16 protein-coding genes are annotated in these 13,577 nt (G+C 70.6%); 12 read left to right on the top strand and 4 right to left on the bottom strand.

What is annotated here, in order from left to right; all coding sequences use genetic code 11:
* Window positions 1–125 precede the first annotated feature (125 nt).
* Window positions 126–920: an ANTAR domain-containing protein gene (locus tag ABEB12_RS04285; protein ID WP_185064862.1), complete on the bottom strand. Its 795-nt coding sequence runs from the start codon at window positions 918–920 to the stop codon at window positions 126–128.
* 676 nt (window positions 921–1,596) lie between these two features.
* Here ABEB12_RS04285 and ABEB12_RS04280 point away from each other — a divergent pair.
* Window positions 1,597–2,097 carry a hemerythrin domain-containing protein gene (locus ABEB12_RS04280; protein ID WP_185064863.1) on the top strand — a complete coding sequence of 167 codons (501 nt, stop codon included), beginning with the start codon at window positions 1,597–1,599 and terminating at the stop codon, window positions 2,095–2,097.
* 195 nt (window positions 2,098–2,292) lie between these two features.
* A complete protein-coding gene (locus ABEB12_RS04275) occupies window positions 2,293–3,354 on the top strand; it encodes a DNA topoisomerase IB (RefSeq protein ID WP_345702550.1) in 1,062 nt (353 codons plus the stop codon).
* A gap of 46 nt (window positions 3,355–3,400) precedes the next feature.
* Here ABEB12_RS04275 and ABEB12_RS04270 read toward each other — a convergent pair whose 3' ends face one another.
* Window positions 3,401–3,697: a hypothetical protein gene (locus ABEB12_RS04270; RefSeq protein ID WP_185064865.1), complete on the bottom strand. Its 297-nt coding sequence runs from the start codon at window positions 3,695–3,697 to the stop codon at window positions 3,401–3,403.
* 84 nt (window positions 3,698–3,781) lie between these two features.
* Between ABEB12_RS04270 and ABEB12_RS04265 the strand changes: the two genes are divergently transcribed.
* The 7 genes from ABEB12_RS04265 to ABEB12_RS04235 all read left to right on the top strand — a co-directional run bounded on the left by ABEB12_RS04265 (window position 3,782) and on the right by ABEB12_RS04235 (window position 8,755).
* Entirely contained in the window at window positions 3,782–4,681 is a 900-nt protein-coding gene (locus tag ABEB12_RS04265; RefSeq protein WP_185064866.1) for a Rieske 2Fe-2S domain-containing protein, read from the top strand.
* 2 nt (window positions 4,682–4,683) lie between these two features.
* Complete coding sequence (locus ABEB12_RS04260) at window positions 4,684–5,628, top strand: acyl-CoA dehydrogenase (RefSeq protein ID WP_185064867.1); 945 nt, start codon at window positions 4,684–4,686, stop codon at window positions 5,626–5,628.
* Complete coding sequence (locus ABEB12_RS04255; protein WP_185064868.1) at window positions 5,625–6,911, top strand: PIG-L family deacetylase; 1,287 nt, start codon at window positions 5,625–5,627, stop codon at window positions 6,909–6,911. The genes ABEB12_RS04260 and ABEB12_RS04255 overlap by 4 nt, the downstream gene beginning before the upstream one ends.
* Window positions 6,908–7,645, top strand: a complete 738-nt coding sequence (locus tag ABEB12_RS04250; protein WP_185064869.1) for a glycosyltransferase — start codon at window positions 6,908–6,910, stop codon at window positions 7,643–7,645. The genes ABEB12_RS04255 and ABEB12_RS04250 overlap by 4 nt, the downstream gene beginning before the upstream one ends.
* Before the next feature lie 63 nt (window positions 7,646–7,708).
* Entirely contained in the window at window positions 7,709–7,864 is a 156-nt protein-coding gene (locus ABEB12_RS04245) for a DUF6131 family protein (protein ID WP_185064870.1), read from the top strand.
* Between the two features lie 114 nt (window positions 7,865–7,978).
* Entirely contained in the window at window positions 7,979–8,218 is a 240-nt protein-coding gene (gene mbp1 / locus ABEB12_RS04240; RefSeq protein WP_185064871.1) for a microaggregate-binding protein 1, read from the top strand.
* Between the two features lie 183 nt (window positions 8,219–8,401).
* Complete coding sequence (locus tag ABEB12_RS04235) at window positions 8,402–8,755, top strand: low affinity iron permease family protein (protein WP_345702549.1); 354 nt, start codon at window positions 8,402–8,404, stop codon at window positions 8,753–8,755.
* Between the two features lie 33 nt (window positions 8,756–8,788).
* Here ABEB12_RS04235 and ABEB12_RS04230 read toward each other — a convergent pair whose 3' ends face one another.
* Both ABEB12_RS04230 and ABEB12_RS04225 read right to left on the bottom strand, forming a co-directional pair.
* Window positions 8,789–9,391, bottom strand: a complete 603-nt coding sequence (locus ABEB12_RS04230) for an alpha/beta fold hydrolase (RefSeq protein ID WP_185064873.1) — start codon at window positions 9,389–9,391, stop codon at window positions 8,789–8,791.
* Between the two features lie 8 nt (window positions 9,392–9,399).
* Complete coding sequence (locus ABEB12_RS04225) at window positions 9,400–11,355, bottom strand: heavy metal translocating P-type ATPase (RefSeq protein ID WP_425572212.1); 1,956 nt, start codon at window positions 11,353–11,355, stop codon at window positions 9,400–9,402.
* Between the two features lie 123 nt (window positions 11,356–11,478).
* Between ABEB12_RS04225 and ABEB12_RS04220 the strand changes: the two genes are divergently transcribed.
* The 3 genes from ABEB12_RS04220 to ABEB12_RS04210 all read left to right on the top strand — a co-directional run.
* A complete protein-coding gene (locus ABEB12_RS04220; RefSeq protein ID WP_185064875.1) occupies window positions 11,479–11,850 on the top strand; it encodes a metalloregulator ArsR/SmtB family transcription factor in 372 nt (123 codons plus the stop codon).
* 416 nt (window positions 11,851–12,266) lie between these two features.
* Entirely contained in the window at window positions 12,267–13,265 is a 999-nt protein-coding gene (gene sbnA / locus ABEB12_RS04215; protein ID WP_185064876.1) for a 2,3-diaminopropionate biosynthesis protein SbnA, read from the top strand.
* A gap of 5 nt (window positions 13,266–13,270) precedes the next feature.
* Window positions 13,271–13,577: hypothetical protein (locus ABEB12_RS04210; RefSeq protein WP_345702548.1), on the top strand; the 307-nt coding region annotated here is incomplete at its 3' end.

The raw sequence follows: 13,577 nt of genomic DNA, 5'->3' as shown, positions 1-13,577 counted from the left end.
GACCACATATCTCTCGGATGCCCGGGCACCGAGGTGGCAAACACCGAGAACGATGGCCACGCGGTGGCACCACGGGTCGCCCGCTGTACAGCGGCGTACAACTCAGCTACCCGGTGTCAGTCGGCTCATGCGCGTGCGGGTTGGGTGCTGAGCTGTTGCCACATCGCCCGGGCGACCTGGTCGGCGTGAGCGTTACGGATGGGTGCGGGTAGCCCGGCGGGTTGTTCGACTGGTTCGTCGCCGAGGTACTCGATCAGGGCGACCGCGAGTTCACGCAGTTTGACGTTGTTGTTCTGGCTGGTTTCGCGCAGTACCTGCCAGGCTTGGGTGCTCCCGGTGCCGGTGGCCGCGACGACGGCGCCTTTGGCCTGTTCAATGATCGCCCGGCTGGTGAGCAGCCGCAGCACCTCGTCCGGACCGTCGGCGACGGTGGCGATGGTGACCGCGATCGACGCCTCGACGAGCTGCTTGTAGCGGTCGAGCACGACGAGGGTGTGCTCGTCGGCCGGTTTGGGCAGGCAGGCCGACACCACGATGGTGCTCTGTTCGAGGTGCCCGGTCGGGAGCACCACCATGCCTTGGATTCGTGTCCACGCGGCGGCCTGATCGGGTAGCAGCGCGGTCATAGCCTCACGGGTCAGCTCGGGCCAACGCGGGTCGGACCACAAATCGGTCACCAGGATGGGCAGGCCGGTGGCGATGGCGTCCGGGATCGGTCCGCCGAACCGCTCGGTCTGTGCTTCGACGAGCCCGGCCCCCTCGCCGAGGGTGATCAATCGGAGCACGCCGGCCCGTGACGTGGTGCTCACCGACAGCGACACCGGTGGTGGGTCGCCCAGGCCGGCCCGGATCCGGTCCAAGATCGTGCGTAGCAGCCGCTTGAGCGGCTCCCAGTCCGGTGAGACCAGGCCCTGGTCCATGTGTGGCGCACTCCCTCTGACGCGGCAGAACGCTGGACTGGCGGCATCGCGGCCAGCAGGCAGGTACCTATCGCGACACCGCCACCGGTAGATGGTGGCACTGCTTGCGACGTGTTTGCGGGAGCAACCACCATCAGGGCGACGCCCACAGGGGCACCACGTGACGCGGTCGCGTCGCGTGGGTGCCAGTGAAGGTGGGTCTATGTGCAAGTCAGCGACGTTCCAGCGGCATTGCCGGTCCGCACGCCGCGGACCGCGTGGTCAGATGCCGATAGCTGTCGACTCGGCTTCCAGGGTGGACAGAGCGAATACACGGGAGCGTCCGGGGTAGGTGGGTGCTAGGCCGTGTGTGGTGCCCGGGCATGACGTACGGCTAGGCCCCGCCGGTTGAGCATCCCAACAGCCGGCGAGGCCGCTTCCCGTTCCCGGCATCGGCCCCGCCGCGACCCGAATCGCCTCCACGATCTGTCGCGTATGTCCTGGCTTTGGTGGCGGTGCGTGAGCGCTACTTCTTTCCACGAGTGTGGCCGGCGAAACTGTCCGCCCGGCGAGTAGGCGCGAACCGGCCGGGTAGGGGTCTGTGTGATGGCCGACCGGAGCGATCCGGCCGGACAGTTCTCGACCACCACATTCCCGGGGAACCGTGCGTACCTCGGGCGAGCCGTGAGGAGTTCCCTTGTCTACTGACGCGATAGTCGTCCTCAAGGAAGATCATGCCGCGATTCGCAAGCTGTTCAACGATTTCGAGGCGGCCGGCGAAAACGCGGTGAAGACCAAGGAGAAGGTTGTTCGGAAGATCATCGAATCGCTCACCGTGCACACCTACCTGGAGAACGAGTTCATGTATCCGGCCATCCGGGAACTCGTGCCCGACGTCGAAGATGACGTCTTGGAGTCCTACGAGGAGCATCACGTCGCGGACGTTCTCTGCATGGAGTTGGCAACGATGAGCGGGGACGCCGAGCGGTTCGATGCGAAGACGACGGTGCTTATTGAGAACGTAACCCATCACATCGAGGAAGAGGAAAAGGAGTGGTTCCCCAAGGTTCGGGAAGCGCTCGGCCGCAAGAAGCTGCGGGAGATCGGCGCCGACATGCTCGAGGCGAGGAAGGACGCTCCGCGCTGGCCGGCGCAGCCGGGTGCGCTGAAGAAGGCGGTCGACGCCGTGCTGGACTAGCGGAATCTGCATGTCGACCGGGTGCTCCGCACCCACCCCTGCCGGGAAACCGTTCATCGGCCCGGCCCGCCGGAGGCTGGCCGGGCCGCGGGCTCCGGATGACCGGCGCCCCGCTGAGCTCGAGGCGCTCGTCGTCACCGGCCCGAGGGTGGCCGCGGAGTGATGACCATCGGGCCGGGGTAACGGTGGTCCATGGTGGCGGAAACGGATCTGGGCGGCGGGCTGGTGCGTGTCGATCCGTCCGACCCGGGGATCGGGCGGAGCCGGCGCGGCCGGGGTTTTCGTTACTTCGATGCGGACGGGCGGCCGCTGGCGGACCGGCGGGAGCTGGCCAGGGTGCGGGCGCTGGCGGTGCCGCCCGCGTGGCGGGAGGTGTGGATCTGCGCCGAGCCGGACGGGCACATCCAGGCAGTGGGGACCGACGCGGCGGGGCGAAAGCAGTACCTGTACCACGGGCGGTGGCGGCGGGAGCGGGATCGCGAGAAGTTCGACCGGGTGTTGCGGCTGGCGCGGCGGTTGCCGCCGATGCGTGATCAGGTGGCCGCGCGGCTGGCCGAGGGCGGGCTGGGCCGGGAGCGCGTGCTCGCCGGGGCGTTGCGCATGCTCGAGCTCGGCGCGTTCCGGGTGGGAGGCGAGGAGTACGCCCCCGCTGACGAGGACGACGACGGCACGTTCGGCCTGGCCACCCTGCGCCGTGACCACGTGCGGCGGGTCCGGGGCGAGGTGCGGGTGTGTTACCCGGCCAAGGGCGGGGCGGAGCGCATCATCTCGCTGCGCGACCCGGAGATCCACCGGTTGGTCGGCGCGCTGCTGCGCCGACGGGGGAGCACCGATGACCTGCTGGTGTACCGGAACGGCCGCGACTGGCACGACGTGCGGGCCGACGACATCAACGGCTACCTCAAGGAACTGGTCGGGCCGGAGTACACCGCCAAGGATCTGCGCACCTGGAACGCCACCGTGCTGGCCGCCGTCGTACTGGCCAACTGCCGGCGGGAGCGGGCGGGCTCGGCCCGGGGGCGTCGCCGCGAGTTCAACCGGGCCTGCAAGCGGGTCGCCGAGCACCTGGGCAACACCGCGACGGTCGCACGGCAGTCCTACATCGACCCGAGGGTCGCGGAGGCGTTCGAGCACGGACGCACCATCGAACGCGCCGTCCGGCGGGCGGCCCGGAAGGGCGTCGCCGCCGCGGAAGCCCGGGACATCGTGGAACCGGCCGTGGCGCGGCTGCTCAAGCAACCGAGGCCGCCCCGGTGATCGAGGATTCCCGGGCACCGGGGCGGCAAACGCCGAGGGTCGATGATCAGGGCTTGATGCCGGTGTGGGCGCCGGTCCCTCGGCGTCGACGGCGTCTCAAGACAACCGCGGTCATCCCGATCACGCCGAGGACCAGCACCGGCTTCAGCCGCTGACCGGCCGAGCGGGCCTGCTCCCCGACGACCGATGCGCTGCGCGGCAGCTGCTCACCGGCGATCAGTTTGGCCTGGTCGCGTAGCTGCGCCAGCCTGTCCGTCGAGCGGCCGCGCACCTGAGCCACCAGCTCGCTGGTGAACATGTCCGTCACCTCGACGGCCGTCGTGGTACGGGTGGATTCGGTCATGAGCGGCGACTACCCGGCCGGGCGGACGTCAACCCTCAACGAGTTCGGGTGTTTGAACGCCGTGATGCGGTCGATCCAAGGGGCATGAGGCTCACCGAGAAACCGATCCGCCGCATCGAGCGGGCTGTGCGACTCGACGGGGTCGCCGGTTCGGCGCGGGATCTGGTGCATCGTCTTCTTCGCCGGCGGCGGCTGAAGGACGCGCTGCATGGCGTCTGGCTGGGCCATCCGCTGCACCCGGCGCTGGCCCAACTGGCTTTGGGGTCGTTGCTGTCGGCGAGCCTGATCGACCTGTGCGGCGGTCGGCGGCGCGACTCCAGCCGGTTGATCGTGGTCGGTTTGCTGGCCACCGGACCCACGGCGGCCGCGGGCTGGGCGGACTTCGCCGATGGGCATGAGGAACAACAGCGGGTGGGGCTGGTGCATGCCGCGCTGAATGCCACCGCCGTTGGCTGTTATGTCGGCGCGTTGGGTGCCCGTGCCCGCCGCTCGGGCCGCGGTCGGGGTCGGTCGGTGGCCGGCGGTGTACTGGCCGGGACGGCGGCCGCGCTGGGCGGACATCTGAGCTTCCGGATGGCCAGCGGGGCGAACCACGCGGAGGAGGTGCAGCACATCGGGCCGGAGAACTGGCAGCCGGTCGGCCCGGTGGCGGAGCTGCCGCTGGACCAGCCGGTCCGGCGGCTGATCGGTGAGGTGCCGGCGTTCGTGCTTCGTCGATCCGTGCGGGACGAGGGTGGAGAAACGATGGTCGTGCTGTCCGACCGGTGCCCGCATCTGTCCGCGCCGCTGCACGAGGGTGAGCTGAGCAGCGTGGACTGCCAGCCCCAGGTCACCTGCCCCTGGCATGGCAGCGTGTTTCGGGTTTCCGACGGCGAGGTGGTGCACGGCCCGGCGACCGCGCCGGTGCCCCGGTTCGACACCCGGGTGCGGAACGGGCTGCTGGAGGCGAAGGTGCGCACGCTGCCCGGCGTCTCGGCGAGCTGATCGTGCTGCTCGAGCAGCGGGTGCGCGCGATGTTGGCCGGCGGTGAGCTCACGTTGCCGCTGCCCCGCGCCGGCGCCACGGCTCGGCGCTGGGCGCGGCTGGCCGACTGGGGACGGTGTGACCTGGAGGTCGCCCGGCTGGCGGAGGGGCACGCCGATGCGGTGGCGATCCTTTCCGAGGCGGGGCTGCTGGCCTGCGCCGACGGGCTGTACGGCGTGTGGGCCGCCCGCCCCGGTGGTGTCGGTCCCCGGTTGACGGAGCGCGAAGGGCAGCTTCGGGTGGATGGGCTTGCCCGGTACTGCTCGGGCGCTCGGATGTTGGACCGTGCGCTGCTGGTCGTCGAGCCGCAAGCGGCCGAGTCGGCACCGCTGCTGGTCGAGGTGGCGATCCGGCAGGGCGGGGTGACGCCGGATCCGGACAGCTGGCGGGCGGCCGCGATGGCCGGTACGCAGACCTGGACGGTGAGCTTCACCGACGTCCCCGTGCACCGGCTGGTGGGCGGTCCCGGTTGGTACACCGAGCGCCCCGGGTTCGCCGCCGGGGGCGGCGGAGTGGCGGCGGTGTGGTGGGGCGGCGCGGCGGGCCTGCTGGACCGGGCCTTCGAGTCCGCCCGCGTCACCGGCGTGGACCCGCACCAGTGCGCGCAGCTGGGCGAGCTGCATGCCCTGCTCGCCGCCTGCCAGGCGCTGCTGCGGGCCACCGCCGACGAGCTGGACGCCGTCCCGGAGGCGGACCACCGGATGGCGCTGGCCACCGCGCGCGCCGCGGTGGAACACGGCTGCCGCGACACGCTGGACCGGCTGCCCAGGGCGACCGGACCCGGCCCGTTGGGCGGCGACCGCTGGTTCGCCGCCCAGCTCGCCAATCTGCAGGTCTACCTACGCCAGCATCACGGCGAGCGGGACTTCGCCGAGCTGGCCACCGAGTTGCTCGCGGCACGCGGATGACCAACACCTCGCCCGAGCGGTGGACCGACGCCCTCGCCGCCCGCCGGCCGCCGACCCTGGAGCTGACCGGACACCGCAAGGTCGTGGCGCTCGCCGCGCACCCGGACGACGAAACGCTGGGCGTAGGAGGCACGCTCCGCGCGCTGCACCGCGCCGGGACCGAGACCACCCTGGTGGTGGCCACCGACGGCGAGGCCGCCTATCCCGGGCTGGACCGGCGTCGGCGGACCGAGCTCGCTCGCACGCGGCGCGCCGAGCTGTATGCCGCGCTGCACGCCGCCGGTCTCGAGGAGCTGCCGGTGCACTGGCTGGGGCTGCCGGACGGTCGGCTCGCCGAGCACCTCGGCGAACTCACCGAACGCCTTATCGGGCCGCTTGCCGGGGCCGACGCCTACCTGGCGCCGTGGACCGGTGACCCGCACCCGGACCATCGCGCGGTCGGTGGCGCGGCCTCCGCAGCCGCGGCCAGCACCACCTACGGCTGGGGTTACCCGATCTGGATGTGGGCCTGGATGCGCCCCGAGCAGCCGGAGATACCGTGGCGGCTGGCCAGGTCGCTCCCGCTCGGGGCGGGTGACCTGGTGGCCAAACGCGCCGCGTGTGCCCGGTACGTCTCCCAGCTGGATGAGCCGCCGCCCGGGTGCGAACCGGTGCTGCCCGCCGAGCTGCTGGCCGCCGCCGGCCGGTCCGCCGAGCTGGTATTCCGCGAACCCCGCCGGACCGGTGCGCCGCTGGACCGGTTCGCCCAGCTCTACGCCGGTGGCGCCGACCCGTGGGCGGAGCAGTCCTGGTACGAGCGACGCAAGCGGGCGGTGCTGTGTGCGAGCCTGCCCCGCGAGCGGTACCGGCACGGCTTTGAGCCCGGATGCGGCACCGGCGCACTGACCGTGGCGCTGGCCGGCCGGTGTGCACGGCTGGATGCCACCGAACCGGTGCCCGAGGCCGCCCGGCGGGCGCGGCGACGCGTCGAGGGCCGGCTAGGAGTGCGGGTGAGTGAGGCTCGGTTGCCGCGTGGGGTCCCGGCCGCGCCGATCGACCTGGTGGTGTTCAGCGAGGTCCTCTACTACCTCGACGATGCCACCCTGATGGCGACGCTGGATGCCACCCTGGCCGCCCTCGAGCCGGGTGGTGACCTGGTACTCGCGCACTGGCGCGGCTGGCCGGCCGAGGCACCCCGCGACGAGGCGGACACCGCCGGGCTGGTGCGCGCCCGCCCCGAGCTGGTCGAGCGCGCCGAACACCGCGATGAGCGGTTCGTGATCCGGGTACTGAGTCGGCCATGATCGCTACGGTGATCGACGCGGTGGGCGTGGTACTGCCCGCGCACGACGAGGAGGACCTGATCCGGGAGTCCCTGCGCGGTGTGCGCGCGGCGCTTCGGGGCTTGGACGGGCAGTGCCGGACAGCGGTCACCGTCGTGCTCGACCGGTGCACCGACCGAACCCCGTCCCGGGTGGCCGCCGAACTGGCCGGATGGGCCGGCGCCCAGGTGCTGCCGGTGCACCATCGGCCGGCCGGCACGGGCGTCGGCTACCTGCGCGACCTGGGTGTGCGGGACATCGTGCGCCGGTTGTCCCCGGTCGCGCCGGAGCGGATCTGGTTGCTCAGCACCGACGCGGACACCACGGTGCCGGAGTCCTGGGTGGCCGAGCACCTGCGGCACGCCCGGGCCGGCGCGCACGGCGTCGCCGGCCTGGCGGAACTCAGCGGCGAACCCGGGCTCAGTGCCGAGGCCCTGGAGCACTACCGAACCATCCTCGATGACGGCATGAACGGGGACACCCACCAGCACGTATACGCGGCAAACCTCGGTCTGCGCGCCGATGTCTACCACCGCTGTGGCGGGTTTCCTCTCGAGGGACCCGGCGAGGAGCACCGGCTGTGGCAAACCATGAGCACCGGCGGTCACCGCCTGCACCGTCCCACCCAACCGAGGGTGCGCACCAGCGCCCGGTTGCGCGGCCGCGCCGAGGGCGGGCTGGCGGACCTGCTGCGCGGCATCACCGAACGCAGGTGACGGTTTAGCCAGGGTCGGCCGGGGTAACGGCATTTCGACAACAATTCTCCGTACGGAGGCGCAATGATTATCCTCGGCATTATTCTCTTGCTGGTCGGATGGATTACCCACATCTCCATCATCTCCACGGTGGGCAGCATTCTGCTGGTCGTTGGTTTGATCCTGCTTTTGCTCGGTGCCGTGGGCCGCCCGCTGGCCGGGCGAAAGTGGTACTACTGACCCGCCGTTGGCGGAGTGGGTGGCGCAGTGGCGACATCGTCACCAAAAACAATCAGTCAGCTCCCTTTCACGCCTCAACGGGGGCGTGCGGTCACACGCAGAAAGGTGGACAATATGGTTGACAAGGACAGCGGGCCTGAGGCCGGCGCCAAGGGAATCGTCGAGGACATCAAAGGCAAGGCCAAGGCGGCCGCCGGCGCTCTGACCGGCAAGGACTCACTGCGTCGTGAGGGCGAGGCGCAGCAGGACAAGGCCGAGTCCCAGCGCGAGGTGGCGCGGAAGGAAGCCGAGGCGGAGAAGGCCCGCGCCGAGGCGGCGGCCAACGAGGCCCGCCAACGCGCCGAAGAGGCATAACAGGACACGCCTGGTGAGGACCGGACGCCGGCGGCGCCGTGATCGGCCCGTCGGCGCCCGTTTTGGGTCCACTGGCGGCGCCACACATAGAGCCGCTGGTAGCGGGTAGTCGATCGCATGGCCAAGCAACCAACAACCCGTGAACCGAACCGGTCGGAGGAACCGCCCGAGCCCGATCTGTCCGTGTTCGACAAGTTCGCCACCAGCGCCAGCCGGTTGACCTCACGAGCGGTTTTCTTCGGTTTCTGCGTGCTCCTGGTGCTGCTCTGGGCGCCGTCGTTCCTGATCCTGGACAGCGTCGACACCTGGCAACTGGTGATCAACACCATCACTACGATCGTGACGTTCCTGCTCGTCGCGCTGCTGCAGAACACCCAGCGGCGGTCCGACGACGCGGTCCAGCACAAGTTGAACGCGATCGCGGACGCGCTGGCCGACCTGATGGACAGCGAAGCCGGTAACGAGCCACGTGACCTACAGAAGGACCGGCGGGACCTGATCAACGCGGTCGGTCTGGAGGAGCGGACCGGTAGCTAGCGCCGGCGGCATGGCGGAAGGGTTGTTGCGCCGCTACCCGGTGCCCCTTCTCGGCCCGCCGCAAGGCGGCCACGCTGCCGCCGAAGCCCGAGGCGACGACCAGCCAGTTGTAGTCGAGCGACTCCGCGGCTGGGCCAGAAGGTCGCGGAGCGCGAGCCTGGCCGATCCGAGCAGGGACAGCGGGTGGGCCGCCCCGGTCGCGGCGATTCCGTCGGTGAACGGGCACTGGCTGACCACGGCGGCGACGCCGCCGTCGCGGGCGGCGGCGGTCTGCACATGGCCGCCGCCGAACGAGGTGCCCCACAGCGCGATCCGTGTCGGGTCGATCTCCCGCGGGACGCGCGCGTAGGCGAGCGCGGCCGCCCGGTCCTCGAGCTGGCGCCCGATGTCCAGCAGCTGCCGCGGCTGCCCGCCGCTGTCACCGAAGTGCCGGTAGGCGAACACCAGCGCGGCGATGCCCGCCTCGGCGAACCGACGCGCGAACGGCTCCAAACCGTCCTCACGGGTGCCGCCCAGGCCGTGCCCGAGGATCACCAGCGGCGCTCGCCCGGTCTCGGGGAGAAACAGCCAGGCGCGGCACTCGTCGCCGGAGGAGGGAAAGGCGACCTCGTGTCGGGCGACGGCTTCGTTGCTCACGGCCGTGTTCAGGCGGGGTTGCTTGCGCGGCGCCAGGCGGTGTCGCGTAGGAGGCGTAGGCCGTTGAGGCCGACGAGGATGGTGGAGCCTTCGTGGCCGGCGACTCCGAGGGGTAGTGGCAGCGTGCCGAACAGGTCCCAGAGCACCAGGCCGGTGATGAAGGCCGCGGCGATGACCAGGTTCGCGGTGACCACTCGTCGGGCCCGTCGGGCCAGCGTGATGAGGGTGGGGATGGTGGTGAGGTCGTCGCGGATGATGATCGCGTCGGCGGTGTGCAGGGTCAGGTCGGAGCCGGCCCTGCCCATGGCGATGCCGGTGTGCGCGGCGGCGAGGGCCGGGGCGTCGTTGATGCCGTCGCCCACGACGGTGACCCGGTGCTGGCCGGTTTCGAGTTCGCGCACGGCGCTGACCTTGTCCTCGGGCAGCAGGCCCGCGCGGATGTCGGTGATGCCGGCCTGGCGGGCGATGTGACTGGCGGTGGTGTGGTTGTCGCCGGTGAGCAGGACCGGCGCCACACCGGTGAGCCGGGTGAGCGCGGCGATGGTCGGGGTGGCCTCGGGGCGGATTGGGTCGGTGATGGCCAGCACGGCGACCGGGTGGCGGTCGCACAGCATGATCACCGCTGTGTCTCCCCGTTGGCGCACGGCATCGACGGCGGCGCGGGCCGTCGGGGAACCCTCGGGCAGGAGTGCGTGGGGGGCGCCGATCTCGACGAGCCGGCCCTCGACCCGCGCCGAGATGCCTCGGCCGGGGTGCGCCTGGAAGTTCTCCGCTGTGGGTAGTTCGAGTCCTCGGGCGCGGGCGGCCGCGCGCATGGCCGAGGCGAGGGGGTGTTCGCTGGGGTACTCGGCCGCCGCGGCCACGCGCAGCAGCGCGTCCGCGCTGGTGCCCGCGGCGGGCAGCACGTGCAGGCCGGTGAGCTCGGGCACGCCCCGGGTCAGGGTGCCGGTCTTGTCGAACGCCACCCGCGTGGTCGAGCCGAGCCGCTCGAGGGCGACGGCGGACTTCACCAGCACACCGTGGCGCCCGGCGTTGGCGATCACCGCGAGCAGCGGCGGCATGGTGGCCAGCACCACCGCGCAGGGTGAGGCCACGATCATGAAGGTCATCGCCCGCAACAGCGACTCCCGCACCCCGGTGCCCCACAGCAGCGGCAGGGCGAAGATCGCGAGGGTGGCGATCACCATCCCCAGCGAGTAGTGCTGCTCGACCTTCTCGATGAACAGCTGGGTGCGGGCCTTGGTTCGGCTGGCCTGCTCGACCAGGCCGGCGATCCGGGCCACCACCGATTCGCCCGCCCGTCGCGCCACCCGGATGCGCAGCGCGCCGGTGCCGTTGAGGGTGCCGGCCAACACCGCGTCACCCGCCGTCTTGTCGGCGGGCAGGGGCTCCCCGGTGATGGCGGCCTGATTGACCTCGCTGGCCCCGCTGATCACCTTTCCGTCGGCCGGGATCCGTTCGCCGGGCCGCGCCAGCACCACATCGCCCACCTCCAGGTCCACGAGCGCGACGGTCCGCTCGCCGCCGTCGGGGTCCAACCGGGTTGTGGTGTCGGGCGCCAGGTCCAGCAACCCGCGCACCGAGTCCTCGGTCCGCGCGGTGGCCAGTGCCTCCAACGCGCCGGAGGTGGCGAAGATGACGATCAGCAGCGCGCCGTCCAGAACCTGCCCGATCGCCGCCGCGCCGAGCGCGGCCACCACCATCAACAGGTCCACGTCCAGCGTCTTCTCGCGCAGCGCCCGCAACCCCGCCAGGCCAGGTTCCCAACCGCCAGCCAGGTAGCAGGCCAGGTACAACGCCCACCACAACCACGACGGGCCACCCGAGAACTGCGCGACCAGCCCGGCCAGGAACAGTGCGACGGCGATACCGGCCCAGCGCGCTTCGGGAACGGCGATCAGCCGCGCCCACCGCGCCCCGGGATCGGCCGCAAATGGGGACGGCCCGGCGGACTGCTCGGCCAGGGTGGCGGACTGGGGCACGCGAAACCTCCATCGCCGCAGTGACTGGCCACCACAGTAGGAGGAATATATGAAGAGGTCATCATGCATAGATGATTGGCTGTTCAGGGATTAAGCTGGCCCGCCATGGGACACGGGACCTCCGGCCAGGCGCCGCCTGCCGCCCGCCTCGACGCCGTCACGGCCGGGCACGTGGCCACCACGCTGCAGGCGCTGGCCACACCGAGCAGGCTGCTCATCCTCACCGAGCTGCGCCACGGCCCGCTCCCGGTCACCGCCCTCGCCGAAGCCGTCGGCATGGAACAGTCGGCCGTGTCCCATCAGCTCCGACTGCTGCGCAACCTCGGCCTGGTGACCGGCACCCGCACCGGGCGCAGCATCGTCTACAGCCTCTACGACAACCACGTCGCCCAACTGCTTGACGAAGCCATCTACCACAGCGAGCATCTGCGACTGGGCCTCGCCGACGGCGCCGCTACGGCCGCCGAACCGGGTTGATCGGCAGAGCCGTCTACGACGGGCCGTAGTAGGAGGGTCCCGCGGTGCGCGGCTGCGGGAGGGCGACCTGCGCTTCATCGCATTGCCACCCACCGCGACCCTGCCCGGCCCAGCCGCGCGAGCACGTGCCGGACCGGATAGTCGCGCCCTGCGTGCCGGCCACCGACGCCCCGGCACCGGCCAACGGCACCACCCTCTACGAATGCCACCGACCAGTCAGGTGGGCACAGTCGCCAGCCGCTGACCCCCTGCAGGGCGTCACCAGGCCTGTCACCTGCGATTTTCGGGGTAACCCTACCTGTCGAGCGGGATCTCCCCCGGCGGGTTCGGGTGTGCTCACCATGGTTCGGCGCGAGCCGTGGCAGCACTGTGTGTCCGGACACGAAACTCCAGGTCAAGAAGCGAGGCGAGTTGTCGTGACGGTCATTTCGCTCCCGCAGGAGTACAACGAAGAGGGTTTGTTCGTCGACCTGCGGTCGATCTTCGGCAGCTCGTTGTTCTTGAAGTGTGAGGGTTTCAACTTCGCCGGTTCGATCAAGCTGAAGGCGGCCGCTGGGATGGTCGAGGCGGCCGAGCGGGATGGGCTTTTGACGCCGTGGTCGGTGATCGTGGAGTCCTCGTCGGGGAACCTGGGTGTGGCGTTGAGCATGATCGCGGCGAGCAAGGGGTACCGGTTCATCTGTGTGACCGACCCGCGCTGCAACCTGGCTACTCGGCGGTTGATGGAGGCGTTGGGTGGCGAGGTGCACACGGTCACTGAGCCGGACGCGGCCGGTGGTTTCCTGGGTGCCCGGATCGATTATGTCCGGTCGTTGTGTGACTCGGATGAGCGGTATGTGTGGTTGAACCAGTACGCCAACCCGAACAACTCGGCGGCGCACTACAAGACCACCGCGCCCGAGATCGCGTCCGCGTTCCCGCACCTGGACGTGCTGTTTGTCGGGGCGGGTACCACCGGCACGCTGATGGGTTGCGCGCGTTATTTCCGGCGTCATCACCCGCGGGTGCGGATTGTCGCGGTGGACGCGGTGGGTTCGGTGACCTTCGGTGCTCCTCCCGCGCGCCGGATGATCCCCGGGTTGGGTACCAGTGTCCGCCCGCCGCAGCTGGACGAGTCTTATGTGGATGAGGTGGTGTATGTGGAGGAGGCGGACACCGTCCGCGCCTGTCACCGCCTGGCTCGGCGGGGTTTCTTGTTCGGTGGGTCTACCGGGACCGTGGTCAGCGGTGCTACTCAGTGGCTGGCCGATCGCGGTGCCCAGCACCTGACCTCGGTGGCGATCGCCCCCGACTTTGGTGAGCGGTATCTGGACACCGTCTACCAGAGCACCTGGATCCAGGACCTGTATGGCGAGGACGTGCTCGACGGCATCAATGCGGGTGTCGAGCTGCCCACCCGTTCCTGGTCCGCGTGATCCCGGTGAGCGCCCCGAGCATCGACCAGAGCATCGACCAGAGCATCGAGAGCATTGACGAGAGTATTGAAGGCCGGCCGATGCGGGCGCAGTCGCTGTCGGATCTGATCGTGGTTGACCAGCATGAGGCGCAGGGTTGGCGGGTCCGTCAGGACGAGCGTCTTGATCACTTGTTCGAGGAGCGCTGCGACTGGGTGCGCCGGTACGGGCGGCCCGGGCAGCTGGCGGTGGACGCGGGTGAGAAGTCGCTCAGTTACGAGGAGTTGGACGGCTGGGCCAACCGGATGGCCCGTTTCCTGCGGCTGCGCGGCG

The organism is Actinospineispora eucalypti, assembly GCF_039543365.1.
Lineage (GTDB): Bacteria > Actinomycetota > Actinomycetes > Mycobacteriales > Pseudonocardiaceae > Pseudonocardia > Pseudonocardia eucalypti.
The sequence above is the reverse complement of the archived record's forward strand: the minus strand, read 5'-3'. Positions and strand labels throughout refer to the sequence as shown.